Genomic DNA, 24,580 nt, shown 5'->3' with positions numbered 1-24,580 from the left:
CGGCGCCGGGACGCGGACGGGCGGGGCGCACGGCGGTCGGACGGTGGGCGGGCAGTGGCCGGGGCGCCGCCGTGTGCGGGCGGGATCGGATGGTTGATTGGTCTTGACCAAGGGTGGGGTCGGTCATATCGTCGGGATACTGCAACAACCTTTAATAAAGAAGCGCTCAATATCCGGCTCGGTGCGGGTCGAGAAGTCCTGGTCCGTCCGCGGGTCAGGCGATACCGGCCCGGGCGCGGGCCGCAAAACTTCGGGGGCCCGCTCGCGGGCCGCACATCACCGGGTCCGGATGCGGGCCCGCGGCCTGGGGGTAGGGATCATGAAGCTCGAAACGGCTCCGGAGCCCAAGTACTGGCATCTCAAGACCGTGCTCAGCGACGCGCTGGACACCGAGTTCACGGTCGGTGAGATCCTGCCCAACGAGCGGGACCTGGCGGCGCGGTTCGGCGTCGCCCGGGCCACGCTGCGGCAGGCGCTCGAACAGCTGGAGCTGGAGGGCAGGCTCCAGCGCCGCCGCGGTGTCGGCACGACCGTCGCCCCGCCCCGGGTCGGCGTCGCCGTCGATCCCACCCGGCACACCTGGCCCGGCGCCGCCGGCGACGACTGGCAGGCCGTCGCCGCCAGCGAGACCGACACGGTGCCGGCCGCGGTGGCCCGACTGCTGGAGACCGCCCCCGGCGAGGCGGTCCACGTCGTGCGCCGCAACCGGGTCTCGGCCGGCCAGCCGGTCGCCGCCGAACTGCTCTACGTACGGTCCGACGCGATCCCCGACTGCGCCGAGGCGGTCGCCGCCGACCCCGCCGCCGGCGCCCGCGCCGTGCTCCGGGCCCTCCAGGCGCTCGACCTGGACGGCCAGGACCGCACCGTCGAACTGGGCTCGGCCCGCGCCGAGGACGCCAAGCAACTGGACCGGCTGCCCGGATCCCCGGTCCTCGTCGTCACCACCCGCTACGTCTCCCAGGGCCGGGCCACCGCCGTCGCGGTCTCCACCTACCGCGCCGACACCTGCCGGCTCACCTTCGGCGAGCGTGAGGCGGAGCCGCTGCTCGCCGGCTGAGCGGCGACACCACCGCGCGGGGCCCGCACCGGGGCGTTCCGGTGCGGGCCCCGTCGTCGTGCCGTCCGGTCCGGGGCGCGTCGTTCACCGCCGCCCCGTCATAGTCCCCTCCACCGCGAAGAGTTCGCCCTCGACGTGGTCCAGGGCCAGCCGCAGCGCGCCGGTGGTGACCGCGGCCGGGCCCAGCTGCGACAGCACGACCTCCGGCGGCCGCAGGCAGTAGCGCGCCAACTCCCGGCGCAGCGGCTCCAACACCCCCGCCAGCCCGGATGCCCAGCCGCCGATCACCACCAACTCGGGGTCGAGGGCCAGCACCAGCGCGGCGACGTCGTGCACCAGCCGCCGGATGAAGCGGTCCACCGCCTCCCGCGCCTGCCCGTCCCCGTCCCTGGCCGCCGCGAACACCGCCGCGACCTGCGCCTCGTCCAGCGGATGCAGCGGCTCACCGGTCGTGGACAGCAGGGTCTCCGGTGTGGCCTCCCGGCCCAACAGGTGCAGCGCGCCGATCTCCCCGGCCGCGCCGCCGAACCCCCGGTGCAGCCGCCCGCCGATCAGCGACCCGGCGCCGGGGCTCAGCCCGGCCAGGACGAACACCACATCGCCGGAGCCGGTCGCCGCGCCCTGCCAGTGCTCGGCCACCGCCGCCGCGTTGGCGTCGTTCTCCACCAGGACCGGGCAGCGGAACGACCGCCGCAGCCGCTCGCCGAGCGGCAGTCCGGTCCAGCCGGGCAGCGCGGTGCCGAGCCGTACGGTGCCGTCCGCCTCCACGATGCCCGGACCGGCCACCCCGACCGCCCGCAGCGAACTGCGCGCCACGCCCGCGCGGCGCAGCAGGTCGGCCACCATGGCCCGCACCCGCTCCAGTCGCTCGTCGGCCGGCGCGTGCTCCGTCACCTCGCGCTGCGCCGAGCCCCGCACCTGCCCGCCGAGGTCGGACAGCAGCGCCGCGACCCGGTGCGGCCCGATCTCGATGCCCAGCAGATGGCCGGCCTCGGTACGGAAGCGGAATCGGCGGGCGGGGCGCCCCTGGCGTCGGGTCTCGCCCTCCTCGGCGGGCGCCTCGGCCACCAGCCCGGTCTCGATCAGCCCCTCGATCACGCCCTCGACGGTCGGCCGGGACAGGCCGGTCACCTGGACGAGATCGGTGAGCGTGGGGGAGTCCGCGGCGCGCAGTGCGTGCAGCACCACCGCGGAGTTGATCCGTCGCAGCAGAGAAGGGTCCCCGCCGGTGAGCCGACCCAACGTCCGTCTCCTCGCCTCGCCTGTCTGGCGGATCGTAGCCGGTCAGCGGGTGTGCGGCGAGCCCCGAGGGGCCGGTGGGCGCCGAACGGGGACGGCCCGGCGGCGGCTCCGCGGAGCGCGCGCACGGCCAATTGTCAGACCCCGGAGGTTTACTGACGGTATGACGCCCGAACCGAACCACGTCCCGCCGAAGCCGACGCCCCCACCGCTCCCGACCGTCCCGACCCTCCCGACCGCTCCGGCGGCAGCGATGCCGCCGCGGGGCCCCGCGTCCCCGGCGCCCGGCGGGCCGCACGGGCCCGAGCCGCCCGGCGGGCCGCCCGCCGCGCTCGCCCGGCTCGATGCCTTATACGCCCGCCCCTTCCCGGAGCGGAGGGAGCACACCGCGACGGGCACCAGCGGACCGGGCTTCCATATGGCGCGACTCTGGGCGAGCGGCCCGCTGTGGGACGTGGATCCGGCGGATGCCGCGGCGGCCCGCGACCAGTGCGTCGAGGAACTCGCGGCGCTCGTCGCGCTGGTCTCCGCGCGGCACGGCGAGCCCGTCGTGCACGACCTGGCGGAGGCGCTGGAGCGGAGCGCCATGGGGCTGCCCGTCCCGCCGCCGCTGGAGCTGCTGAGCGCGCTGGTGCCGCGGGTGCACGCCTGGCCGGACGACGGCCGTTGGATCGCGGTCGGTGCCGGGCGACCGGAGTTCGGGCAGCCGTGCCAGGTGGTGGGGGTCATAGCGGAGGGGCCGCTGCCGGGAGGCGGATAGCCGTGCGGTCGGGGACCGCACCGCCGGTGCGCTCCGATGCCGGTCCGTCCGTCGGCCCGCCGTGGTGCGTCGTCCGCCGCCGGTCAGGGCTCGGCGAACGCCGCCGCGCGCAGCCGCCCGTACTCCTCCGCCATGGTCGCCGGTGTCCAATGGGCGTTCAGGCCACTGGGGTTGGGCAGCGCCCAGATGCGGGTGGCGCCCAGGGTGCGCTCCTGGGGGCCGATCGCGGCGTGCTTGTCGTCGAAGGCGACGCGGTAGGCGGTGACGCCGGCGACCGCGAGCCAGCGCGGTCGGAGCCGGGCCACCTTCTCGGCCAGCAGCCGCCCGCCTTCGCGGTACTCCTGCGCGGTCAGCTCGTCGGCGCGCGCGGTCGGCCGGGCCACGACGTTGGTGATGCCCAGCCCGTGGTCGAGCAGTTCGCCCTGTTCGGCGGGGCGGAGCTGCCGGGGGGTGAAGCCGGCGGCGTGCAGGACGGGCCAGAAGCGGTTGCCGGGGCGGGCGAAGTGGTGCCCGGTGACGGCCGTCATCAGCCCGGGGTTGATTCCACAGAAAAGCACCCGCAGGTCGCTCGCGACCACGTCGGGGACGACGCGGTCACGAGCGGCCTCCAGCTCCTCGGGGGTGAAGCGCACGTCAGCCCCGGGTCAGAGGATCGCGCCGGGGGCGTAGGCGGCGGCCTCGGGGTGCTGCTTGGCGATCTCCTCGATCCGGGCGACGACGGCGGCCACCTGGTCGCCGGCCGCGCCGGTGAAGGACAGCTTGTCGGCCATCAGCTCCGCCAGCTGGGCCTTGTCCAGCGGGATCCGGCTGTCGGCGGCCAGCTTGTCCAGCAGCTCGTTGCGCTCCGCGCCCTGCTCGCGCATGGCCAGCGCCGAGGCGACCGCGTTCTCCTTGATCGCCTCGTGCGCCTCCTCGCGGCCGACGCCGGCCCGCACCGCGCCCATCAGGACCTTGGTCGTGGCGAGGAAGGGCAGATAGCGGTCCAGCTCGCGGGCGACCACGGCGGGGAAGGCGCCGAACTCGTCGAGCACGGTCAGGAAGGTCTCCAGCAGGCCGTCCAGCGCGAAGAAGGCGTCCGGCAGCGCGACCCGGCGGACCACCGAGCAGGAGACGTCGCCCTCGTTCCACTGGTCGCCGGCCAGCTCGCCGGCCATGGAGGCGTAGCCGCGCAGGATCACCATCAGGCCGTTGACGCGCTCGCAGGAGCGGGTGTTCATCTTGTGCGGCATCGCCGAGGAGCCGACCTGGCCGGGCTTGAAGCCCTCGGTGACCAGCTCGTGCCCGGCCATCAGCCGGATCGTCTTGGCCAGCGACGACGGCGCGGCGGCCAGCTGCACCAGCGAGGTGACCACCTCGTAGTCGAGCGACCGCGGGTAGACCTGGCCGACGGAGGTGAACGCCTGGCCGAAGCCGAGGTGGCCGGCGATCCGCTGCTCCAGCTCGGCGAGCTTGGCGGCGTCCCCGCCGAGCAGGTCGAGCATGTCCTGGGCGGTGCCGACCGGGCCCTTGATGCCGCGCAGCGGGTAGCGGGAGAGCAGCTCCTCCACCCGTGCGAAGGCGACCAGCAGTTCGTCGGCGGCGGTCGCGAAGCGCTTGCCGAGGGTGGTGGCCTGCGCGGCGACGTTGTGCGAGCGACCGGCCATGACCAGCTCGGAGTGCTGGCCGGCCAGCGAGCCCAGGCGGGTCAGCACGGCGACGGCGCGGTCCCGCACCAGTTCCAGCGACAGCCGCACCTGGAGCTGCTCGACGTTCTCGGTCAGATCCCGGGAGGTCATGCCCTTGTGGATCTGCTCGTGCCCGGCCAGGGCGTTGAACTCCTCGATCCGGGCCTTGACGTCGTGCCGGGTGACCTTCTCGCGCTCGGCGATCGAGGCCAGGTCGACGGTCTCCAGCACCCGCTCGTAGTCGGTCAGTGCCTGCTCGGGGACGGCCACCCCCAGGTCCTTCTGGGCGCGCAGCACCGCCAGCCACAGCTTCCGCTCCAGCTTGACCTTGTACTCGGGGGACCACAGCACGGCCAGCTCCGCGGAGGCGTAGCGGCCGGCCAGGACATTGGGGATGCGAGGCTTCGCAGACACAGCAGTCACGTGGCCAGAGTCTACTGGCGATTTGCGCAGGCCAGCGCGCCGGTCCCGGCTGTGCTTTCCTACAGTCCCCGCCCGGTCCTCGTCGTCCTGTGCCCGCTCAGTCCTCGTCGTCCTCCGCCCGGCGCTCGCCCTCCGCCTGGGACGGCTGGGTGCGCATCGTCTCGGGGTGCCGCGGCTCGGCCGGATCCATGTCCTCCTCCAGCCGCTCGCCCTCGGCCTGCGACGGAGTCGTGTACTCGTCGTACTGGCTCATGGCCGCCTCCGCACGATCGGAACGTCTACGGACAAAACGAGCGTAACGCCTGGACCGGTCGAAGGCTCGGGCTGTTCGCGGGGGCGGCCGGCCGGCCGCCGCGCCCGGCGCCGCCGAGGGGATCCCGCCGGCCGGGAGCACCCCCGTCGCCCCTCCCCGATCTCCGTCGGTCGCCTCGGCACGCACCCCGCGGTCCGCTCAAGTGGGCTGTGCCACGGGGGAGTTCGTGCCGATCGCGCCGGCGCCGCCGCGCGCTACCGGGTGGCGGTGCGGGGCCGCTGCGGGATGTCGCGCGGGCCCGCCCCGAACGCGTCGGCGCACAGCTGGACGAACCACCGCAGCCCCGGGACCACCAGCAGCCAGCCCAGCACCGCCCAGCCCAGGTGCAGATGGTTGAGCATCCGGCCGAGCGCGGCGATGCCCTCGGCCCGGACGGCGCCGTCGTCCGTCTCGTACGTCATCCGACGCAGGCGCAGCGGGTGCCGCTCGGCCGGTACGAGGTCCAGCGCCACCGGCCGCCGGCGGGCGATCCAGCGCCCGAACTGGCTGCACGGGCCGCAGCTTTCCGAGACGTACAGCCGGGCGGGGGCGCTGCCGGGCCAGGGCCGGAGCCTGGGCCGCCAGGCGGGCACCGCGGCCCGGTAGGCGACCCAGGGCTCGCCGTAGCTCTCCCGCATCCGGCCGCCCTCGTGCCAGGCGGCGAGCCCGGCGCCGTAGGCGAAGGCCGCGGCGGCCCCGGCGAGCACCCGTGGGTCGCGCGTCAGCAGCCCGAGCAGGGCGTAGAACAGCACGACCGACAGCTGCATCGGATTGCGGACGTAGGCGTACGGACCGCTGGCGACCAGCCGGCGCGGTGGGTCGTAGGGCAGCGGGGTGCCGCCGCCGCGCTGGACGAACTCGCGCACCGCGACCACCCCGAGCAGCAGTGGCACGGCGAGCAGCTGCCCGGCGACCGCCCAGCCCACCCGGCCGCCGGGCAGCGCGGGCCGGACGAGCCCGAGCGGCAGGGCGAACATCAGCGCGCCGCTGAGCAGCATCTGGGCGCCCGCGCGCAGGGCCAGGCGCCGGTCGCGCACCGTCCAGCGGGCGAGCAGCAGCCCGGGGACGAGCACCAGCGCCACGGCGAGCGCCTCGCCGGCGAGCCAGTGCGGGCCGAGCCGCACGACGGGGGCGGCGAGCGGCATCGCCGCCAGGTCGAACCAGGCCAGCCCCGCGGCGAGCAGCGGCAGCCCGATCCGGTCCGCGTCGGCGACGACGGGGAGCGTGCCCCACAGCAGCGCCCAGCCGAGGAGGAGGTCGAGCGGGAGCCCGGCGGCCGAGCCGCCGTCGACGTGGAAGGTCCACCAGGCGCGATCGACGGCGAGGAGGTTGACCGCGGGGAGCCAGACCGCGTTCCAGGCGGTCGCCAGGATCGCGGCGGCGATCGTCCGCCGGTCCGGTGGCCGCCGGAGCAGGGCGGCACCGGCGGCGAGGAGTGGGCCGAACAGGCAGGCGGCGCGGATGAGCGCCGGATCGGCGCCGGGGAGGGCGGTCATCGCGCGCTCGTACCGGCCGGCGCGGTGGGGTGGGAGAAGGTGTCCGAGAGGTAGGCCGCCGCCTGCTCCATCCCGTACTGCTGGATCGGGCCGAAGTACCAACCGGGGTCGAAGGTGCGGCGGTAGTGCAGGGTCCAGGTGACCTCGGTGCGGCCGGCGGCGGTCGGCCGCCAGGTCACCTCGGCCGAACGCAGGTCGAGCCAGCGGGCGAGCGTGGTGTCGTGCGTGACGACGAAGCGGACGCGGCCCGGGGTGTGCGCGGCGACGACCAGGCGCATGGAGCGCGGCGTGGGGTGCGACCCGATGCCCAGGGACCGGTGCGGGTTGAAGGCGACCTCCCGGTGGGCGCCGACTCCCAGGCCCGTGCCCTCGGAGTGCTGCGGCCGGGGGAAGGGGATCTGCAGGAACACCGGCTCGGGCGCCGCGAAGCGGGGCGGCGCGGCGAGGGTCCGCTCGAACCGCGCGGGGCTCGTCGCGACGGTGCGGGTGACGGTGGCGGTCCCGTCCCGGGGGAGTTCGTAGGCGCCGGTGCCCTCCAGTGCCAGGAGCGCGATGAGCGGCACGGTCGCGAAGGCGTGCGTGCGGCCGCCCCGGCCCTTGCGCGCCCTGCGCCGGGCGAGGTCCACGGGCGCGGCGATGATCACGGCCAGCAGGTAGAACAGCGGCGCCGCCATGACCAGGCAGATGATGCCCTCGTCCAGCAGCGGGCCGGCGAGTGCCAGGCCGACGGTCACCGCGGCGAGGGCGGTTCCGGTGACGCTCTTGGGTCGGGCGCCGACGGCCACCGCGAGGGCGATGAACGCGGGCAGGCCCACGTAGAAGAGCGCGGTCTGCTCCAAGTCCCCGGCGTGCAGCACCTTGTAGAGCAGCATCGCCGCGAACAGCACCACCAGCACCCCGACCAGTTGTCGTCGGGCCCGCGTCATGGGCGCGCGCTTCGGTGTCTCGTCCATCGTCCCCACCCTGCCTTTCATTCATCAACTGATTTAACCACTCGATTAAACCCTATGATGAAGACTTCAGTGAGAGGACGGTCGATGACGGCGGAAAGCAACGGCGGCGAGAGCCCCGCGGGAACGACGGGCGCCGGGGGCGCGAAGCGGGGGAAGGGCACCAAGGGAGCCGGCGGCGCCGGGGAGACCAAGGACCGGCTGATCGAGGCGGCCACCGCCGTCCTGAAGAGCCAGGGCTACGCGGGCACCAGCGCCCGGACCATCGCCAAGGAGGCCGGCGTCAACTCGGCGCTCGTCTTCTACCACTTCGGCGGCGTCGATCCGCTGCTGCTCGCGGCGCTCGACCGTTCCTCCGCCGAGCGGATGGCCCGGCACCGCGCCACGGTCGCCGACGTGCGCACCCTGGAGGAACTGGCCGACGCCGCCACCCGCGTCTACCGGGACGACCTCGACGGCGGCCACATCACGCTCTTCTCCGAGCTGGTGGCCGCCGCGGTGGCCAAGCCCGAGCTGCGCGAACCGCTGTCGGAGCGCGCCGAGCCGTGGCTGGCGTTCATCGAGGCGACCCTCGACCGCGTCATCGGCGGCACCCCACTGGCCCGCCTCACCCCACCCCGCGACCTGGCCAACGCGGCGATCACCTTCTACCTCGGCGTCAACCTCTTCACGGTCCTGGACGCCGACCGTTCGCGCACGGACTCGGTGTTCGCGATGGCCCGACGCCTCGCCCCGCGCGCCAAGTTGCTCACCCTGCGGATGCCGCGGCGCCGGTCACGGGGCGACGCCTAGGGCGCTTCTGGCGGATCTCCGCGGCGTCGCGCCTGCCGTTCCGGCGCACGAAGCCGCGGCCGGCCCCCGGTGGGGATCCGGCCGCGGCCCGGCCCGGGTCCGTGCCGTCGTCGCGGTCAGGCGCCGACGTACTCGGCGAGGTGCTCGCCGGTGAGGGTGGACCGGGTGGCGACGAGGTCGGCGGGGGTGCCCTCGAAGACGATGCGCCCGCCGTCGTGTCCCGCGCCCGGGCCGAGGTCGACGATCCAGTCGGCGTGCGCCATGACGGCCTGGTGGTGCTCGACGACGATGACCGACTTGCCGGAGTCCACCAGCCGGTCGAGCAGGCCGAGCAACTGCTCGACGTCGGCGAGGTGCAGGCCCGCGGTCGGCTCGTCGAGGACGTAGACACCGCCCTTGTCGGCCATGTGCGTGGCCAGCTTCAGCCGCTGCCGCTCGCCGCCGGACAGCGTGGTGAGCGGCTGGCCCAGGGTGAGGTAGCCGAGCCCGACGTCCGCGAGCCGTTCGAGGATCTTGTGCGCGGCCGGGGTGCGCCGCTCGCCCCCGGCGAAGAACTCCAGAGCCTCGGCCACCGGCATCGCGAGCACCTCGGAGATGTCCCGGCCGCCGAGCCGGTACTCCAGGACCGAGGCGTCGAACCGCTTGCCCTCGCAGTCCTCGCAGGTGCTGGAGACCCCGGCCATCATCGCCAGGTCGGTGTAGATGACGCCGGCGCCGTTGCAGGTGGGGCAGGCGCCCTCGGAGTTGGCGCTGAACAGCGCGGGCTTGACGCCGTTGGCCTTGGCGAACGCCTTGCGGATCGGGTCGAGCAGCCCGGTGTACGTCGCGGGGTTGCTGCGCCGCGAACCGCGGATCGGGCTCTGGTCGACCGAGACGACGCCGAGGTCCGCGGGGATCGACCCGTGGACCAGCGAGCTCTTGCCGGACCCCGCGACGCCGGTGATCACGGCGAGCACGCCGAGCGGGATGTCCACGTCGACGTCCTGGAGGTTGTTGGCGCGTGCGCCGCGGATCTCTAGGGTGCCGGCCGGCTCGCGCACCGCGTCCTTGAGCGCGGCGCGGTCGCCGAGGTGGCGCCCGGTGACGGTGTCGCTGCCGCGCAGTCCGTCGACGGTGCCCTCGAAGCAGACGGTGCCGCCCGCCGTGCCGGCGCCGGGGCCGAGGTCGACGACGTGGTCGGCGATCTCGATGACCTCCGGCTTGTGTTCCACGACGAGCACCGTGTTGCCCTTGTCCCGCAGCCGCAGCAGCAGGCCGTTCATCCGCTGGATGTCGTGCGGGTGCAGGCCCGCGGTCGGCTCGTCGAAGACGTAGGTGACGTCGGTGAGCGAGGAGCCGAGGTGGCGGATCATCTTGACGCGCTGCGCCTCACCGCCGGAGAGCGTGCCCGCGGGCCGGTCCAGCGCGAGATAGCCGAGGCCGATCTCCACGAACGAGTCGAGGGTGTGCTGGAGCGCGGTGAGCAGCGGGGCGACGGACGGCTCCTTGAGGCCGCGCACCCAGTCGGCCAGGTCCCGGATCTCCATCCGGCAGGCGTCCGCGAGCGAGGTCTTCTTGATCTTCGAGGCGCGGGCGTGCTCGGCGAGCCGGGTGCCGTCGCAGTCCGGGCAGGTGGTGAAGGTGACCGCACGCTCCACGAACGCCCGGATGTGCGGCTGCATCGCCTCTTTGTCCTTGGACAGCATGGACTTCTGGACGCGCGGGATCAGGCCCTCGTAGGTCATGTTGATGCCCGCGATCTTCATCCGGGTCGGCTCGCGGTGCAGCAGGTCGTGCAGTTCCTTCTTGGTGAACGTGCGGATCGGCTTGTCCGGGTCGAAGAAGCCCGACTCCGCGTACAGCCGGGAGTTCCAGCCGCCGCCGGTGTAGCCGGGGATGGTGAAGGCGCCCTCGTTGATCGACTTGGTGGCGTCGTAGAGCTGGGTCGGGTCGAGGTCGGAGACCGCGCCGCGGCCCTCGCAGCGCGGGCACATGCCGCCGACCCTGTTGAAGGTGACCTTCTCCGCCTTCTTCGCGCTCCCCACCTTGATCGCGCCGGCCGCGGAGACCGAGGGCACGTTGAAGGCGAATGCCCCGGGCGGGCCGACGTGGGGCTTGCCGAGGCGGCTGAACAGGATCCGCAGCATCGCGTTGGCGTCGGTGGCGGTGCCGACCGTGGAGCGCGGGTCGGCGCCCATCCGCTGCTGGTCGACGCTGATCGCGGTGGTCAGCCCGTCGAGGACGTCCACCTCCGGCCGGGCCAGCGTCGGCATGAAGCCCTGCACGAACGCGCTGTAGGTCTCGTTGATCAGCCGCTGCGACTCCGCGGCGATCGTGTCGAAGACCAGCGAGCTCTTGCCCGAGCCCGAGACACCGGTGAACACCGTCAGCCGACGCTTGGGCAGCTCGATGCTGACGTCCTTGAGGTTGTTCTCGCGCGCGCCGTGCACGCGGATCAGGTCGTGGCTGTCGGCATCGTGCGGCACGGGCGGCTGCGCGGCCTTCCTCGTGACCTTGCTCATCGTGTCTCCATCTGCGAGGCGCAGCCGCCTTCGCGGTGTCGCTTGGTAGGTGTTGCGCGGGAAAGCGGGAAAGCGGGAAAGCGGGAAAGGTGTCACCGGGGCCCGGGGAGCACCGCCGCGACCGGGCCCGCACCGATCGGCTCGCGGCGGCGGCCGCCGGGCGGCTCAGCGCAGCTCGTTGACCCGGATCAGGTTGCCCGCGGGATCGCGGAAGGCGCAGTCGCGCACCCCGTAGGGCTGCTCGGTCGGCTCCTGGACGACCTCGGCGTCGCCGGACTGCAGCCGCTCGAAGGTGGCGTCGAGGTCCTTGGTGGCCAGGACGATGATGCCGTAGGTGCCCTTGGCCATCATCTCGGTGATGGTGCGGCGCTCCTCGTCGGTGACGCCGGGGTCGGCGGCCGGCGGGTGCAGCACGATCGAGGTGTCGGGCTGACCGGCGGGGCCGACCGTGATCCAGCGCATCGTGCCGCTGCCGACGTCGTTGCGGACCTCGAAGCCGAGGGTGTCGCGGTAGAAGGCCAGGGAGGCTTCCGGGTCGTCGTGCGGGAGGAAACTGGCGTGAATGGTGATGTCCATGCCCGCCAGGCTAGGTCTGGCCGGTCGGCGGCGCTTCTCGATTCCTGACCGGTCTGGTCACCTGTTTCGCCACGCACGCCGGCATCCCCGCCGTCGCGCGCGCCGCCTCGCGCCGGTAGGCGCTGGGAGGCATGCCGACCAGCTCGGTGAAGCGCGTGCTGAAGGTGCCCAGCGAGGCGCAGCCGACCGTGAAGCAGACCTCGGTGACGCTGAGGTCGCCGCGGCGCAGCAGCGCCATCGCGCGCTCGATGCGCCGGGTCATCAGGTAGGAGTACGGCGATTCGCCGTAGGCCAGGCGGAACTGGCGACTGAGGTGCCCCGCCGACATGTTCACGCCACGTGCGAGCGCCTCGACGTCCAGCGGCTGCGCGTACTCCCGGTCGATCCGGTCCCGGACGCGACGCAGCCGCGCCAGATCGCTCAGCCGCTGGCTCGCGGCGGGTCTGCTGCTCACCGGCGAAATCGTGCCACGTCGGATCGGGGTTGCCCAGCCGACCGGGAGGCCGCCCGGCGGGGGCCGGGTGCGGGCCGCGGGGGCACCGCGCCGCAGCGGGACATCCGGACATCCGGTTCGCCACGGGTTACCCCGGGACGTCCGGGCGCAGGATGCCGAGCAGAATGTGCGCGGGGCCCGACGATCAACGGGGGCCGCGAGCGGTCGGAGGGGGAGTCGAGGATGACGGATCGGACGGAAGGGGCGCGCCGCCGCTGGCGGGCGCGGCTTCCCGTGGGCATCGGCGTGCTGCTCGTGCTGGTGTCGGCCGGGCTGTTCGCCGTGGTGCCCCTCGCGGAGGCGAGCAACCGGGCGTACGCCGGGGCGTCCGCCTGCCCGGCCGGCACCCGGTCGACCTCCTGCACGACGACGGCGCCGGCGGTCGTCAAGGGCGCGGTGTACGAGCACAGCGGCAAGAGCGTCCGGTACTGGCTGCTGCTCACCGAGCGCGGCACGGGCATCGCGCGGCGGGTGCGGATGCCCCGGCGGTCGCCGGTGTTCGACGCCGTGCACGCGGGGGACACGGTGGCGTTGACGTACTGGCGGGGCGAGGTCCGCACGGTGCGGTTCGGGGCCGCGACGCAGGAGGCGTGGACGTCACCGGCCGACGACGGTCGGCTGCCGGCGGCGCTCGGCTTCGTGGCGCTGCCCTTCGGACTGGGCGCGCTGCTGCTGGGCCGGTGGCGCCGGCGCCACCCGTCCACCGCGGCCCATGCCGCTCCGTGGCAGCTCACCGCGGCGCTGGTGGTGCTCCTCGTGCTGGGCGTGCTCGGCGCCACGACGAGCTTTCTGGCGGACGCGGTGCGGGACGCGTTCCTGCTCGTGGCGGCCGCCGCGGTGCCCGTCGTGCTGCTGGCCGTGCTGTTCGCGCGGTGGATGGCGGGGCGGATGCGCCGCGCCGCGGACACCAGTGACATCGTCCCGGTGCCGCCCACCGGGAGGCGGTGCGTGCGCGCGAGCGTGTACGGGGACGTGCCCTACAGCGTCGCCGGCTTCGACCACCTGGTGGTGGGGGACGGGCGCCCGGCGGCCACCCCGGACCCCGACGGACGCGTCGCCCGCCGGACGCTCCCGGAGACGCTGACCGTGCGGTGCGTCCGCTCGCTCGGCCCCGGCGACCCCGAATTCTGGCCGACCGCCTACAAGTACGACTGCGCCGTCATCGAATGCCGGGACGGCGACCGTACGGTCCTGATCGCCGGCCGACGGCGCGACGCCGCCCTGATCCTCGGCGCGCTGACCACTGTCGTACCGGGCTGACGAGCGCACCACTTCTGACGCGACGTCAGGTGCGGCGGGTCACGCTCCGGCCTGGCGCCAGCCCGTCACGGGGCCGGGGTTCGCGTCGTCCGCGGGGCCTATCCAGAAGGCTCGGCCCGACTCGGCGCTGAACTGGGCGCCCGTGCGGCCATCGCCCGAGGAGCGCCCGGTGAGCCGGCGGCCGATCCACGGCACCAGATGTTCGCGGGCGAACCGCAGGTCGGCGGCGCGCCGGGCGGCCCAGTGCGGCGGCGCCTCGGCCGGCAGCGGCGCGTCCCAGTCCGCCTCGGCGGGCAGCCCCAGCGCCTGCCAGACCGCCTCGGCTGCCCGGCGGTGCCCCTCGGCGTTCAGGTGCAGCCGGTCCTCGGCCCACAGTCGCGGATCGGCCAGCGCCCGGGAGCCGTAGAGGTCCACCACCACGGCGCCGTGCCGGCTCGCCAGCTCGTCGATCGTCGCGAAGAGCTCCTCCATCCGCGGGCGGAAGCGCTCCAGCACCGGCCCGCGGCGGCCCGGGCTGCGCATCAGCACCAACTGCCCGCCGCCGCGCGCCAGCAGGTCCGCGCACTCCCCGAGCCGCGCGCACACCCGCGCCACGTCGCAGTGGGGACGCAGTACGTCGTTGAGCCCGCCGACCAGCGTCACCAGGTCCGCGCCCATCGAGGCGGCGGGGCCGCACTGCTCGTCGGCGATCTGGTCGATGAGCTTGCCGCGCACGGCGAGGTTGGCGTACCGGAAGCCGGGCGCCCGCGCCGCGAGCCGGGCGGCGAGCAGATCCGCCCAGCCGCGGTAGGAGCCGCCCGGGAGGGCGTCCGACATGCCCTCGGTGAAGCTGTCGCCGACCGCGACGAAACTGTTGTATCGCACATTCGTCTCCATGGCGCGGTGATCCTATCCCGCGGTGTACGGTCGATGGCGGCCGGAGTCCGGGCCGTGCGCAGACAGCGAAAGACAGAGGTGGGCGTGGGATGAGTCCTCGGCGGAGCGCGGATCCCGAGGCGGCGACGTTCACCGAGCGGGCCCGCCGGCAACAGCTGATCGACTGCACCATCGAGCTGATCTCCACCCGCGGCTACCCGTCGACCTCGCTGTCCGCGATCGCCGAGCGGGCCGGGGTCTCCAAGGCGGGGGTGCTCTACCACTTCTCCTCGAAGGACAACCTCACCCAGGCGGCGCTGACCCAGGTGCTGGACCAGTTCGGCGGCTACGTCCGGGAGCGGGTCGCACAGGCCGCGGACCCGCTGGCGGCGCTCCTCGCCTACGTCCACGCGATGATCGCCTACCAGCGGGACCACCGCCGCCAGGTCCGGGTGATCACCGAGATGCTGCTCGACGACCACGGCGGCACCCGCCTGAAGACGCCCGGGTCGCACGACACCTACGGCCGCTGGCAGACCCTCGCCGCGCTCCTGGCGGACGGTCAGGAGGCGGGCGTGCTGCGGGAGTTCGACACCCGCACGATGTCGCTGGCGATCGGCGGCGCGATCGACGGGGTGATCGGGCACTGGCTCGCCCACCCGGACCTCGATCTGGACGCCGCCGCCGCCGAGTTGGAGACCTTCACCCTCAACGCCGTGGTGCGCCGGGCCTGACCTTGGCGAACTCCGGGGTCGGCTCGGGTCGGAAGCCGATGCCGCCGAGGTAGCCGGTGACGGTCCGCAGCGCCGGCACCCGTCGCAGCAATCGCATCGGCACCGGCAGCCGGTCCCCGTGCAGGGTGCCGTCGAGCGCGGCGCGGATCATGGCGTGCTCGCCCTGCTGCGACTTCTGGACCAGCGCCATCGGCCACTCCCGCCGCCGCTGCACCCGGGCCAGGTCGTCGCCCTCGACCGTCCCGCGGCGCAGCGGACCGGCCAGGATCCGGGCGGCGGCCACCGCGTCCTGGAGGGCGAGGTTGACGCCGACCCCGCCGACCGGCGACATGGTGTGCGCGGCGTCCCCCAGGCAGAGCAGGCCGGGCCGGTGCCAGCGCCGCAGCCGCCCGAACGTGACCTCCAGCAGCTTGACCTCGTCCCAGGAGTCGATGGTGCCGGTGACCTCGTCGTCCCAGTCGAACAGCGTGCCCAGCCGGTCCCGCAGCCACTGGATGTCATGGCGGCGCATGGCGGCGTCCTGGCCCTTGCCGATCAGGTAGGACGTCTGGAAGTAGCTGCCGCGGTCCATGGTGACCGCGGCCTGGCCGCCGCCGAACCGGCCGAAGACCCGGCTCTCCTTGAGGGCGTCGGCCGGGGCGTCCACCCGGATCTGCCAGACGTCCATCGGGACGTCGAAGTACTGCTGCCGCATCCCGGCCTGCTCCCGGATCGGCGAGTCCCGGCCGTCGCAGGCGAAGGTCAGGTCCGCGGCCAGCTCCCCGGGCTCGCCGTACTCGTCGACGTAGTGCACCCCGGTCACCCGGCCGTCGTGGGTGCGCAGTCCGGTGGCCCGGGTGCGCATCCGCAGGCTGAAGGAGGGCTCCTGGGCGGCCGCGCCGGCGATCAGGTTGAGGAAGTCCCACTGCGGGACCATGGCGAAGTACTTGTGCCGGCCGGGGATGCGCCGCATGTCGGCCAACACCACGGTGGTGTCGCCGATCTGGACCCGCATCTCCTCCAGCTTCGGGAACGGCAGCTCGGCGAACTTCGCGCCGAGGCCGAGGTCGTCGAGCAGGTTCAGGGTGGACGGGTGGACGGTGTCGCCGCGGAAGTCGCGCAGGAAGTCCCCGTGCTTCTCCAGGACGGTCACCTCGATGCCGGCCCTGGCCAGCAGCAGCCCGAGCATCATGCCGGCCGGGCCACCGCCCACCACGCAGCAGGTGGTGCGATCCATGGTGTTTCCCCCTCGTCGCGTGCGCGTACGGATGTGTGACCGGGCCGCCGCGGCGGGGTTGCCCGCACGCGACTGACCGATCGGTTAGCAATCTAACCGATCGGTCAGTGTCGGGATTCTCGGGGGTGCCCACCGGTTCCGGCCGGGCCGTCACCGGCCCCGGCCCGGCGCGGGGATCAGGCCGCGGGCCGCTGCAGCACCAGCTCCCTCAGCACGTCCTCCATCGTCACCAGCCCGGCCAGCGTGCCGTCGTCGCCGATCACCGCCGCCAGGTGCGTACGGGAGCCGCGCATCGCGGTCAGCACGTCGTCCAGCGGGGTCGCCGCCCGGACCCGGGCGATCGGGCGCAACGCCGACACCGGGAACGGCGCGCTGCGCGGAGCCGCGTCCAAGGCGTCCTTGACGTGCAGATAGCCCAGGATCCGCCGGGTGTCGTCGACGACCGGGAACCGCGAGAAGCCGGACGCGGCGGCCAGGTGCTCCAGCTCCTCGGCGGTGGTCCCGATGCGCGCCGAGACCACCTCGCTCACCGGCAGCACCACGTCCCGCACCGGGCGGCGGCCCAGCTCCAGGGCGTCCCGGAGCCGCTCCTGGGCCCGCTCGTCGAGCAGTCCGGCGGCCCGCGAGTCCTCGACCAGCTGGGCCAACTGGGCGTCCGAGAAGGTCGCCGCGACCTCGTCCTTGACCTCCACCCGCAACAGCCTGAGCAGGCCGTTGGCCAGCGCGTTGATGGCGAAGATCACCGGGCGCAGGGCCCGGGTCAGCGCCACCAGCGGCGGGCCGAGCAGCAGCGCGCTGCGCACCGGCTCGGCCAGCGCCACGTTCTTCGGGACCATCTCGCCGAAGAGCATGTGGAGATAGGTCGCCACGGCCAGCGCGATCACGAACGAGATCGGGTGGATCAGCGCGTGCGGGATCCCCACCGCGTCGAAGCCCGGTTCGAGGAGGTGCGCGATGGCCGGTTCGGCGACCGCGCCCAGCACCAGCGTGCACAGCGTGATGCCCAGCTGCGCCGCGGCCAGCAGCGCCGAGACGTGCTGCAGGCCCCACAGCACGCTGCCCGCCCGGCGGTCCCCGGCCTCCGCGTACGGTTCGATCTGGCTGCGGCGCACCGAGATCAGCGCGAACTCCGCGCCCACGAAGAAGGCGTTGACGACCAGCGTCAGCAGCCCCACGAACAACTGGAGTGCGGTCATCGGCCGGCCTCCTCGCCGTCCGGGACACCGGCAGGCGGGGCGTGCAGCAGCACCCGCGCCGCGCGGTGGCCGGCGGCGTCCAGCACGTCCATCGTCCAGCCGGCCACCGCCACGGTGTCGCCGCGCTCGGGGATCCGCCCCAGCTCGGTGGCGATCAGCCCGGCCAGGGTCTCGTACGGGCCCTCCGGCAGACGCAGCCCGATCCGCGCCAGTTGGTCGGAGCGGGCGGCGCCGTCCGCGTGGTACACAGCGCGTCCGTCGGCGTCGGTACCGGCCGGTGCCAGGTCCGGGAGCTCCAGCGGATCGTGCTCGTCGCGGACCTCGCCGACCACCTCCTCGACGATGTCCTCCAGGGTGGCGACCCCGGCCGTGCCGCCGTACTCGTCGATGACCACGGCCATCGTCCGCCGGCCGGACAGTCGGTCCAGCAGCCGGTCCACGGTCAGCGTCTCGGGCACCAGCAGCGGCTCGCGCAGCAGCTCGGAGACCGGGCGGCGGGGCCGTAGATGGGCCGGCACGGCCAGCACGTCCTTGATGTGCGCCACACCCACCACGCTGTCGAGGCTGCCGCGGTAGACCGGGAAGCGGGACAGCCCGGTGGCCCGGGTCGCATTGGCCACGTCCTCGGCCGTGGACTGCACCTCCAGCGCCACCACCTGCACCCGCGGCGTCATCACGTTCTCGGCCGTCAGATCGGCGAGGTTGAGCGTCCGGACGAACAGCTCGGCGGTGTCCGCCTCCAGCGCGCCCTCCTTGGCGGAGTGCCGGGCCAGCGCCACCAGCTCCTGCGGGCCGCGGGCGGACGCCAGCTCCTCGGCCGGCTCCAGGCCCAGCCGGCGCACGGTCCGGTTGGCGGTGTTGTTCAGATGCGTGATCAGCGGCTTGAAGGCGGCGCTGAAGCCGCGCTGGGCGGTGGCCACCCGTTTGGCGACGGCCAGCGGGCTGGAGATCGCCCAGTTCTTGGGGACCAGTTCGCCGACGACCATCAGGACGACGGTGGACAGCGCGGTCCCCAGGACCAGCGCGATCGAGTCCGCGGCGGACCCCGGCAGCCCGATGGCGGTCAGCGGCCCGTCCAGCACGGTCGCGATCGCCGGCTTGGAGAGCATGCCGATGATCAGGCCCGTCACGGTGATGCCGAGCTGGGCGCCGGACAGCTGGAAGGTCAGTCCGCGCACCGCCTTCAGGGCGCTGTCGGCGCCGCGCTCGCCGCGGGCGGCGGCGCGCTCCAGATCGCCGCGCTCGACCGTCGTCAGCGAGAACTCCGCGGCGACGAAGACGCCGCACGCCAGGGTCAGCAGGAGTGCCACGGCCAGCAGGAGCAGGTCGGTCATCGGGTCACCTCCGTCCCATGGTCGGACACGTTCGGGAGGTTCGCGCCCCGTCGGGAGGACGCATGACGACTAGGAGGTTCGGCCATGGCCGGACGCTCACACACCTTTCGTAGCGGAGGGTTTCGCGGGAGTCCGTGCTCCCGGAAACCAATGGTAAAGGATCGGTAAAGCGGCGGGGGCGGGGAGGAACCAGCGGGTGGGGAGAAGGGGAGGAGCCCGTCCCCGGTGGCGGGGCGGGCTCCTCGGAAGCGGCAGTCGGGGGCGGTCAGGCGTCCAGCGGCTTGACCCAGCGGCTCCACTGCGGCTCCGGCGCGTACCCGGCGGCCCGCCAGGCGTGGTGCGCCAGGGCGTTGCGGTCCAGCACCATCGCGTCCCCGCGCCGTCCGCCGAGCGCGCCGAACCGCTCCTCGGCCGCCGTCAGCAGCGCGCCGCCGATCCCGCGCCGGCGGTGGTCCGGATGGACCGCCAGCCGGTACAGATGGCACCGCCAGCCGTCGAAGCCGGCGATCACCGTGCCCACCAGCTCGCCGCCCCGCTCGGCGAGCAGTAGCGCCTCCGGGTCGCGCGCCACCAGGCGCGCCACGCCGTCGCCGTCGTCGCTGATGCTGGAGCCCTCGGCGGCCACCTTCCAGAAGGCCAGGACGGCGTCGAGATCGGCCGGACCGCCGGCCCTGATGTGGAGATCAGTCATGGCGGGATCCCATCACCGGCCCGCCCGCCCTGTCGATCGGATTCCGTGCCGCGGACCGGCGTCGGCCCTCCGGTCAGCTGCCCTTGAGCTCCTCGACGACCGGCGCGAACGCCTCCAGGAACGGGTCCAGGACGGTGATGTACGAGAAGCCGTACCGCTCCCGGCGCTCCCGCAGCTGGTCGGCCATCTGCGCCGGTGTCCCGATCAGCAGCGTCGGCACCTCCAGCGCCTGTTCCTCGTCCACCCCGACCGCGTGCCCGGCGAACTCCCGGGCGGCGGCCCGCCGGTCGTCGGTGACCAGCACCTGCTGGACGAGGATGTTCAGCTCGGCGGGCTCGGCGCGGTCCGCGGCGTACTCCTGGTACGCGGCCACCGAGGCGGCCACCTTCCCGGCCGGCAGCAGCTCCAGCGTGCCCTCCGGCTTGCCCGGTGCCTGCCGTCCACCGGTGAACGCCGCGATCTCCGCGTGCCGCGCCGCGAGTCGCAGCATCCGCGGGCCGTTGCCACCGATCAGCAGCGGCGGGCGGGGCCGCTGGGCGGCCCGGGGCAGGTGCTCGGGGTCGCCGAGCAGCCGGTCCAGCTCGGTGACCGTGCGCTCCAGGTGGTGCACCCGCTGGCCGGGCGTCCCGAAGGGCAGTCCGGCCGCGTCGTGTTCGGCCTTGACGTACCCGGTGCCCAGGCCCAGCTCCAGCCGTCCGCCGGTGAGCGCGTCGGTGGTGGCGACCTCGCGGGCCAGCAGGGCCGGGTTCCAGAATCCGGCGTTCAGGACGAAGGTGCCCACCCGCGGGCGCTCGGTCGCCTCGGCCGCGGCCACCAGTGCCGGGAACGGCGACGGCCACCCCAGATGGTCCGGGACGAGCAGCACGTCATAGCCCAACTCCTCGGCCCGGCGGCACTTTTCGCGCCAGGTCGGGCCGGTGTCGAGGGTGAGCATATTGACGCCGAAGCGGAACGGACGTGGCATGTGGGCCCCCTTGAGACGTGAACACCGTCAACTCGTGTACGTGCCATGGGACATGCCACCACGGTCGGTCCGGTGCCACGTGCGCGGGAGCCCCGGCCCGTGGCGGGCGGCACCGGGACTCCCGGCCGGCCGGACCGCCGGCGGCCGGTCAGCCCGAGACGGTCAACTCCTCGTACGCCAGGGTCACCGACTCCTCGGCCGGGCCGGCGTCCGTCCCGTCGTCGGGGGTCTGCCACGCGGTCGGGACGGCGCCGGCGAGACGGTAGCGGCGCAGCGGGGTGCGGTCGGCGGCGTAGTGGACCACCGTGACCGCCTGCCGGGACCGGTCGGCGGCGCGCTCCACCAGGCATCTGGTGAGCCAGTCGGTGAAGGCGGCGCTCTTGTCCGGGCCGCGCACGATGGTGACCTCGCCCGGCCGGCCCGCGCCGTCCAGCGGCCCCCCGCAGGGCGGCGCGGTGCCGAACGCCGGACCGGACACCGAGCGGACCGTCTCGACCTGGAACGCGCCGAGTTCGACGGTGACGGCGGCCGGCTGCCGGGCCTCCGGAGTGTCTTCGATGGGCATGTCTTCCTCCGCGCACAAGGACGGGGCCGGCCGGCCCCGTGTCGGTAGCCCGACCGTTCCCCCGGCCGATGCGGGCGCATTCCCGAGCTCGCTCGAACGGCGGCAGGAAGAACGATTCGGCTCGCTCGAACGGGGTGGCTGCCACCCGACCGTGACGCGGGCCGGCCCGGCGGCACCCCGTGACGGCGCACGCTCCGCCGTGCTACGGAGTCCTCGACGGCGGCCGGTGGGTCCGCGCCGCCGCGGCACCAGCCCGCCGCACTCGGCGCGGTCGAGGCGACCCAGGCGGCCGAGGTGCCGTTCACCCTGCTCGGGGAGGCCCTGCTGGCCGGGGTCGCGCCGCTCGCGCTATCCGGCTGGGCCGGACTGGCGCTGATCGTCGCCGGGCTGTGCGCGCATGCGCTGGGTCACGTACCCCGCGCCGGCGACCGCCAGCAGCAGTCCGACGGTGCCCAGGGTGAACGTCTCGAAGGTGGACCGGGAGACGCCCCACACCGCCCGGAAGGCGTAGGGGATGCCGACCGCGGCCTCCAGCGTGCCGGGGAACAGCGCCACCCATGAGCCCAGCAGGATCCAGGCATAGACCACCAGCGCGGCGACGGTGAAGCCCGGGGTGCCGAACGGGACCCGGTAGGGCCGGGGCACCTCGCCGTGCCACAGCCGGAGCGCCAACAGCGCCGGGATCACCGTGAGGTACGACAGCAGCAGCGTGGTGATCGCCACGGCCAGCACCACACCGAAGACGTCCGAGGCGTCGCCGTGCGCCAGGTGCATCGCGGCGACCATGAAGGCGGTGGCGGTGACCCCGGAGAGCAGGTTCATCCGGACCGGGGTGCCCAGCCGCGGATGGAAGGCGCCCAACGCCCGGGTGAAGAAGCCGCCGTCGGCCGCCGCCATCGCCTGCATCCGGTCGGCGACGATCATCCACGCGCTGCCCTGGGTCAGCAGGGCCACCGCGAACAGCACCGCGGCGCCCGTCAACAGCGGCCCGCGCCAGCTCCCGTAGATCCCGAAGACCAGCTCCGCGGCATCCATGAAACCGCCGACCCCGGTGACCTGGCCCGGCGGTGCGGCGGACAGGATCGCCGCCACCGGCAGGAGGTAGCAGGCGGCGGCGATGGCGCCGGACACCCCGATCGCCACCGGCACGTCGTGCTGCGCGTCGAGCATCTCGTCGCCCGCCGCGTTGGGTGCCTCGAACCCGACGTAGGCGAAGAGCAGCACCGGGACCAGCGCCAGGAATCCGGCGGCGGTCGGCGTGAAGTGCGCCTCCGTCAGGCCGCGGAAGCCGTGCCGGATGCCGTAGGCCACCGCCGTGGCGGTGAAGAAGGCCAGGGCCAGGACCTTCGCCGCGGCCCCCGCCGTGGTGATCCACTTGCCGCGGCGCAGCGAGACCACCGCGGTGAGGATGGCCGCCCAGATGAAGACCAGCTTGAAGACGTAGTCGGCGGTGGTCCCGGAACCCAGCGGGAAGACGAAGCCGTTCCAGGCCCGGGCGGCGAGGAACGCCAGCGAACCGCCCAGCCAGACCGGGTTGGTGACCCAGTAGAACATCGTCGTCAGCGCCGCCGGCAGCCGTCCGAACGCCACGTCCACCCACACATAGGGGCCGCCCTCCTGCGGGAAGGCGGCGCCGGTCTCCGCGAACAGCAGGGCGTACGGCAGCAGGAACGACACCGCGAGCACCGCGATCCAGGTGATGGCCTGGCCGCCGCCCGCCGCGATCTGCCCGATCACGTCGAACGAGACCACCGCGGCGACGCCCATCGCCATGATGTCGAACCGGCGCAGACTGCGCCGCAGGTGCGGGACGGGGGCGGGGACGGACACGGCGGCGCTCCTTCAGGGGCGGGACGGCCGGCCGGTGCGCACGCCCGCCGGTTCACATCGTGCGGCATCCGTCCGGGCCGCCCGGCGGTGGCACGGCGGACGGGGCACCCCGGTCGCCCCGATGGCCCGTGGCCCGGCGCGCGCCCGCGGCGCCGGCCCTTGCCGGTGCTAGCGGATCCGCGCTAGCGTGGAGGCGTGGCGAAAACGCAGTTGAACGTCCGGGTGGACGAGGCCACCGCCGAAGCGGCGCGGGAGCGTGCCCTGCAGCGGGGAGTCAGCGTGAACCGCTATATCGAGGAGTTGGTCCTCAAGGACGCCGGCGAGGTCGGCCAGACCTTCGTCGAGGCCGCCGCGGACTTCATGAAGCAGTACGAGCGGGTCTTCGCCGAGGAGTTCGGCCTCGACCCGGGTCCGGACCGCCCCCGCCCCGCCCCCGAGCACCGGGACACCCACCACCGGGAAGGACTGCCGGGCACAACGTGACACTGCGCATCGATCTCGCCTGGCTCCTCCTGATCGCCGAACAGCACACGCCCGGAGACCCGCAGGTCACCGACTGGGGCGCACTGATGGCCGCGATCGGCCGCCACGAGGCGGAGATATTCGGCGTCCCCGTCTACCCCGAGCCCCAGGACCGCGCCGCCGCCCTCCTCCAACTGCTGCTCCACGTACCGGCGTTGGAGCGCTCCAACGCGATGTTCGCGACCGCCGTCGCCTACGGCTTCCTGGTCGCCAGCGGCCTGAAGGTCGCCACCTCCCCCGAACAGGTCCGCGACCTGGCCCGCATGGTCAAGGACGGCACCGCGGACGTCCGCGCCATCGCCGACGAACTGCGCACCTGGACGGTCTGACCCGGGCCTTCCGCTCCGAAGGCCCCCGATCCCGGCGCGCAGCGCGGGAAGCGGGGGCCTTTCCGGGCGCCGGCCGACGCGGCACGGCCCGGGGTGGGCGGCCTACGACGCGAGGGCGGCCGGCGCGAGTGCGGCGAGGTCGGCGGGGCCGAAGGCGCCCGAGCCCCCCAGCTCCGGTGCCAGCCAGCCGGGGGCGGCGGCCTGGAAGGCGTCCGGCGGCAGCGCGCCGGAGCCCTCCGGGATCAGGCCGAGGAGCGGGGCGCCCGCGGCCGGCGGCAGGTCGCCGAGGTTGCAGCGGGCCGCGAGGTCCGGCTCGGCCGGCCAGCTGCCGACGACCACGCCGGTGCAGTCCAGGCCGTGCGAGCGCAGTGCCAGCGTGGTCAGCGCCGTGGTGTTAAGGGTGCCGAGCCCGGCCTGGACGACCACCAGGACCGGGGCGCCGGCCATCCGCGCGGCGTCGGCGAGGGTGTTCCCCTCGTCGTCGAAGCGGACCAGCAGACCGCCGGCGCCCTCGACCAGGACCAGGTCGTGCGAGGCGGCCAGTTTCGCGGCGGCCTCGGCGATCTCCTGCGGGCGCACCGGCGGCAGACCGGCCCGCAGGGCCGCGGTGGCGGGCGCCAACGGCTCGGGGAACCGGGCGAGTTCGCAGACGGTGACCGCGCCGGCCAGCCGCCCCGCCTCGGCCGCGTCCCCCGGCTCGTCCACCGCGAGCCCGGTCTGTGCGGCCTTGAGGACCGCGACCGAGCGGCCCCGGCGCAGCGTCGCCGCGGCGATCGCGGCGGTGGTCACGGTCTTGCCGATCTCGGTACCCGTACCGGTCACGAACAGCACCGACATGTGG

At 74.1% G+C, this 24,580-nt stretch carries 25 protein-coding genes and 1 pseudogene; 8 read left to right on the top strand and 18 right to left on the bottom strand.

Translation table 11 applies throughout. The annotated features are described in order from the left end of the window. Nucleotides 1–319: 319 nt before the first annotated feature. Nucleotides 320–1,057: a GntR family transcriptional regulator gene (locus tag MOV08_RS05940; RefSeq protein WP_275306606.1), complete on the top strand. Its 738-nt coding sequence runs from the start codon at nucleotides 320–322 to the stop codon at nucleotides 1,055–1,057. Nucleotides 1,058–1,141: 84 nt separating this feature from the next. On the opposite strand, the gene MOV08_RS05935 is transcribed toward MOV08_RS05940, so the two are convergent. Next, nucleotides 1,142–2,299 carry an ROK family transcriptional regulator gene (locus MOV08_RS05935; protein WP_275306605.1) on the bottom strand — a complete coding sequence of 386 codons (1,158 nt, stop codon included), beginning with the start codon at nucleotides 2,297–2,299 and terminating at the stop codon, nucleotides 1,142–1,144. Nucleotides 2,300–2,459: 160 nt separating this feature from the next. Between MOV08_RS05935 and MOV08_RS05930 the strand changes: the two genes are divergently transcribed. Next, nucleotides 2,460–3,056 (top strand): hypothetical protein, encoded by a 597-nt coding sequence (locus tag MOV08_RS05930; RefSeq protein WP_275306604.1) that lies wholly within the window; start codon nucleotides 2,460–2,462, stop codon nucleotides 3,054–3,056. 83 nt (nucleotides 3,057–3,139) lie between these two features. Here the strand turns inward: MOV08_RS05930 and mug are convergent, their stop codons facing one another. The 5 genes from mug to MOV08_RS05905 all read right to left on the bottom strand — a co-directional run bounded on the left by mug (nucleotide 3,140) and on the right by MOV08_RS05905 (nucleotide 7,884). Beyond that, a complete protein-coding gene (gene mug, locus MOV08_RS05925; RefSeq protein WP_275306603.1) occupies nucleotides 3,140–3,688 on the bottom strand; it encodes a G/U mismatch-specific DNA glycosylase in 549 nt (182 codons plus the stop codon). Nucleotides 3,689–3,700: 12 nt separating this feature from the next. Next, nucleotides 3,701–5,134, bottom strand: a complete 1,434-nt coding sequence (purB, locus tag MOV08_RS05920) for an adenylosuccinate lyase (RefSeq protein WP_039630089.1) — start codon at nucleotides 5,132–5,134, stop codon at nucleotides 3,701–3,703. Nucleotides 5,135–5,240: 106 nt separating this feature from the next. After that, nucleotides 5,241–5,396 (bottom strand): hypothetical protein, encoded by a 156-nt coding sequence (locus tag MOV08_RS05915; RefSeq protein WP_203232521.1) that lies wholly within the window; start codon nucleotides 5,394–5,396, stop codon nucleotides 5,241–5,243. Nucleotides 5,397–5,650: 254 nt separating this feature from the next. Continuing rightward, nucleotides 5,651–6,931 (bottom strand): methyltransferase, encoded by a 1,281-nt coding sequence (locus tag MOV08_RS05910; protein WP_275306602.1) that lies wholly within the window; start codon nucleotides 6,929–6,931, stop codon nucleotides 5,651–5,653. Next, complete coding sequence (locus tag MOV08_RS05905) at nucleotides 6,928–7,884, bottom strand: hypothetical protein (protein WP_275306601.1); 957 nt, start codon at nucleotides 7,882–7,884, stop codon at nucleotides 6,928–6,930. Before MOV08_RS05905 ends, MOV08_RS05910 begins: the two co-directional genes overlap by 4 nt. An 84-nt stretch (nucleotides 7,885–7,968) precedes the next feature. On the opposite strand from MOV08_RS05905, the gene MOV08_RS05900 reads away from it, so the two are divergent. Continuing rightward, complete coding sequence (locus MOV08_RS05900; RefSeq protein ID WP_275306600.1) at nucleotides 7,969–8,673, top strand: TetR/AcrR family transcriptional regulator; 705 nt, start codon at nucleotides 7,969–7,971, stop codon at nucleotides 8,671–8,673. A 116-nt stretch (nucleotides 8,674–8,789) separates the two neighbouring features. Here MOV08_RS05900 and MOV08_RS05895 read toward each other — a convergent pair whose 3' ends face one another. From MOV08_RS05895 to MOV08_RS05885, 3 genes are all read right to left on the bottom strand, one after another. Beyond that, nucleotides 8,790–11,174 (bottom strand): excinuclease ABC subunit UvrA, encoded by a 2,385-nt coding sequence (locus tag MOV08_RS05895; RefSeq protein ID WP_275306599.1) that lies wholly within the window; start codon nucleotides 11,172–11,174, stop codon nucleotides 8,790–8,792. A 165-nt stretch (nucleotides 11,175–11,339) separates the two neighbouring features. Then, nucleotides 11,340–11,750 carry a VOC family protein gene (locus tag MOV08_RS05890; protein ID WP_039630081.1) on the bottom strand — a complete coding sequence of 137 codons (411 nt, stop codon included), beginning with the start codon at nucleotides 11,748–11,750 and terminating at the stop codon, nucleotides 11,340–11,342. Nucleotides 11,751–11,760: 10 nt separating this feature from the next. Further along, nucleotides 11,761–12,204, bottom strand: coding sequence for a helix-turn-helix transcriptional regulator (locus tag MOV08_RS05885; protein WP_275306598.1), 444 nt, complete (start codon nucleotides 12,202–12,204; stop codon nucleotides 11,761–11,763). Between the two features lie 222 nt (nucleotides 12,205–12,426). Between MOV08_RS05885 and MOV08_RS05880 the strand changes: the two genes are divergently transcribed. Further along, on the top strand, nucleotides 12,427–13,503 hold the full coding sequence (locus MOV08_RS05880; protein WP_052286546.1) for a hypothetical protein: 1,077 nt from the start codon (nucleotides 12,427–12,429) through the stop codon (nucleotides 13,501–13,503). 39 nt (nucleotides 13,504–13,542) lie between these two features. On the opposite strand, the gene MOV08_RS05875 is transcribed toward MOV08_RS05880, so the two are convergent. After that, on the bottom strand, nucleotides 13,543–14,379 hold the full coding sequence (locus tag MOV08_RS05875; RefSeq protein WP_275306597.1) for an SGNH/GDSL hydrolase family protein: 837 nt from the start codon (nucleotides 14,377–14,379) through the stop codon (nucleotides 13,543–13,545). A gap of 89 nt (nucleotides 14,380–14,468) precedes the next feature. On the opposite strand from MOV08_RS05875, the gene MOV08_RS05870 reads away from it, so the two are divergent. Continuing rightward, nucleotides 14,469–15,092, top strand: a complete 624-nt coding sequence (locus tag MOV08_RS05870; protein ID WP_275306596.1) for a TetR/AcrR family transcriptional regulator — start codon at nucleotides 14,469–14,471, stop codon at nucleotides 15,090–15,092. Here MOV08_RS05870 and MOV08_RS05865 read toward each other — a convergent pair. The 6 genes from MOV08_RS05865 to MOV08_RS05840 form a co-directional block, all read right to left on the bottom strand. After that, complete coding sequence (locus MOV08_RS05865) at nucleotides 15,067–16,308, bottom strand: FAD-dependent oxidoreductase (RefSeq protein WP_275306595.1); 1,242 nt, start codon at nucleotides 16,306–16,308, stop codon at nucleotides 15,067–15,069. The two genes, MOV08_RS05870 and MOV08_RS05865, sit on opposite strands and share 26 nt — an antisense overlap. Nucleotides 16,309–16,484: 176 nt before the next feature. Beyond that, nucleotides 16,485–17,504, bottom strand: a complete 1,020-nt coding sequence (locus MOV08_RS05860; protein WP_275306594.1) for a hemolysin family protein — start codon at nucleotides 17,502–17,504, stop codon at nucleotides 16,485–16,487. Beyond that, nucleotides 17,501–18,838, bottom strand: coding sequence for a hemolysin family protein (locus MOV08_RS05855; protein WP_067344338.1), 1,338 nt, complete (start codon nucleotides 18,836–18,838; stop codon nucleotides 17,501–17,503). Before MOV08_RS05855 ends, MOV08_RS05860 begins: the two co-directional genes overlap by 4 nt. 265 nt (nucleotides 18,839–19,103) lie before the next feature. Beyond that, complete coding sequence (locus MOV08_RS05850; RefSeq protein WP_275306593.1) at nucleotides 19,104–19,529, bottom strand: GNAT family N-acetyltransferase; 426 nt, start codon at nucleotides 19,527–19,529, stop codon at nucleotides 19,104–19,106. Nucleotides 19,530–19,602: 73 nt separating this feature from the next. Further along, nucleotides 19,603–20,493, bottom strand: coding sequence for an LLM class F420-dependent oxidoreductase (locus MOV08_RS05845; protein WP_275306592.1), 891 nt, complete (start codon nucleotides 20,491–20,493; stop codon nucleotides 19,603–19,605). Between the two features lie 148 nt (nucleotides 20,494–20,641). Then, entirely contained in the window at nucleotides 20,642–21,058 is a 417-nt protein-coding gene (locus MOV08_RS05840; protein WP_039629966.1) for a phage tail protein, read from the bottom strand. A gap of 294 nt (nucleotides 21,059–21,352) precedes the next feature. Here MOV08_RS05840 and MOV08_RS44105 point away from each other — a divergent pair. Beyond that, nucleotides 21,353–21,397, top strand: a pseudogene (locus tag MOV08_RS44105) (hypothetical protein); the annotation flags it as partial. 9 nt (nucleotides 21,398–21,406) lie between these two features. Here the strand turns inward: MOV08_RS44105 and MOV08_RS05835 are convergent. Further along, complete coding sequence (locus MOV08_RS05835) at nucleotides 21,407–22,888, bottom strand: APC family permease (RefSeq protein ID WP_275306591.1); 1,482 nt, start codon at nucleotides 22,886–22,888, stop codon at nucleotides 21,407–21,409. 195 nt (nucleotides 22,889–23,083) lie between these two features. On the opposite strand from MOV08_RS05835, the gene MOV08_RS05830 reads away from it, so the two are divergent. Both MOV08_RS05830 and MOV08_RS05825 read left to right on the top strand, forming a co-directional pair. Further along, complete coding sequence (locus MOV08_RS05830) at nucleotides 23,084–23,371, top strand: hypothetical protein (protein WP_052286532.1); 288 nt, start codon at nucleotides 23,084–23,086, stop codon at nucleotides 23,369–23,371. Then, nucleotides 23,368–23,739 (top strand): hypothetical protein, encoded by a 372-nt coding sequence (locus MOV08_RS05825; RefSeq protein ID WP_039629962.1) that lies wholly within the window; start codon nucleotides 23,368–23,370, stop codon nucleotides 23,737–23,739. Before MOV08_RS05830 ends, MOV08_RS05825 begins: the two co-directional genes overlap by 4 nt. A gap of 102 nt (nucleotides 23,740–23,841) precedes the next feature. Here MOV08_RS05825 and bioD read toward each other — a convergent pair whose 3' ends face one another. Beyond that, complete coding sequence (bioD, locus tag MOV08_RS05820; protein WP_039629960.1) at nucleotides 23,842–24,576, bottom strand: dethiobiotin synthase; 735 nt, start codon at nucleotides 24,574–24,576, stop codon at nucleotides 23,842–23,844. Nucleotides 24,577–24,580: the final 4 nt, after the last annotated feature.

Source organism: Streptomyces yunnanensis (assembly GCF_029011865.1).
GTDB classification, from domain to species: Bacteria; Actinomycetota; Actinomycetes; order Streptomycetales; family Streptomycetaceae; genus Streptomyces; species Streptomyces yunnanensis.
The sequence above is the reverse complement of the archived record's forward strand: the minus strand, read 5'-3'. Positions and strand labels throughout refer to the sequence as shown.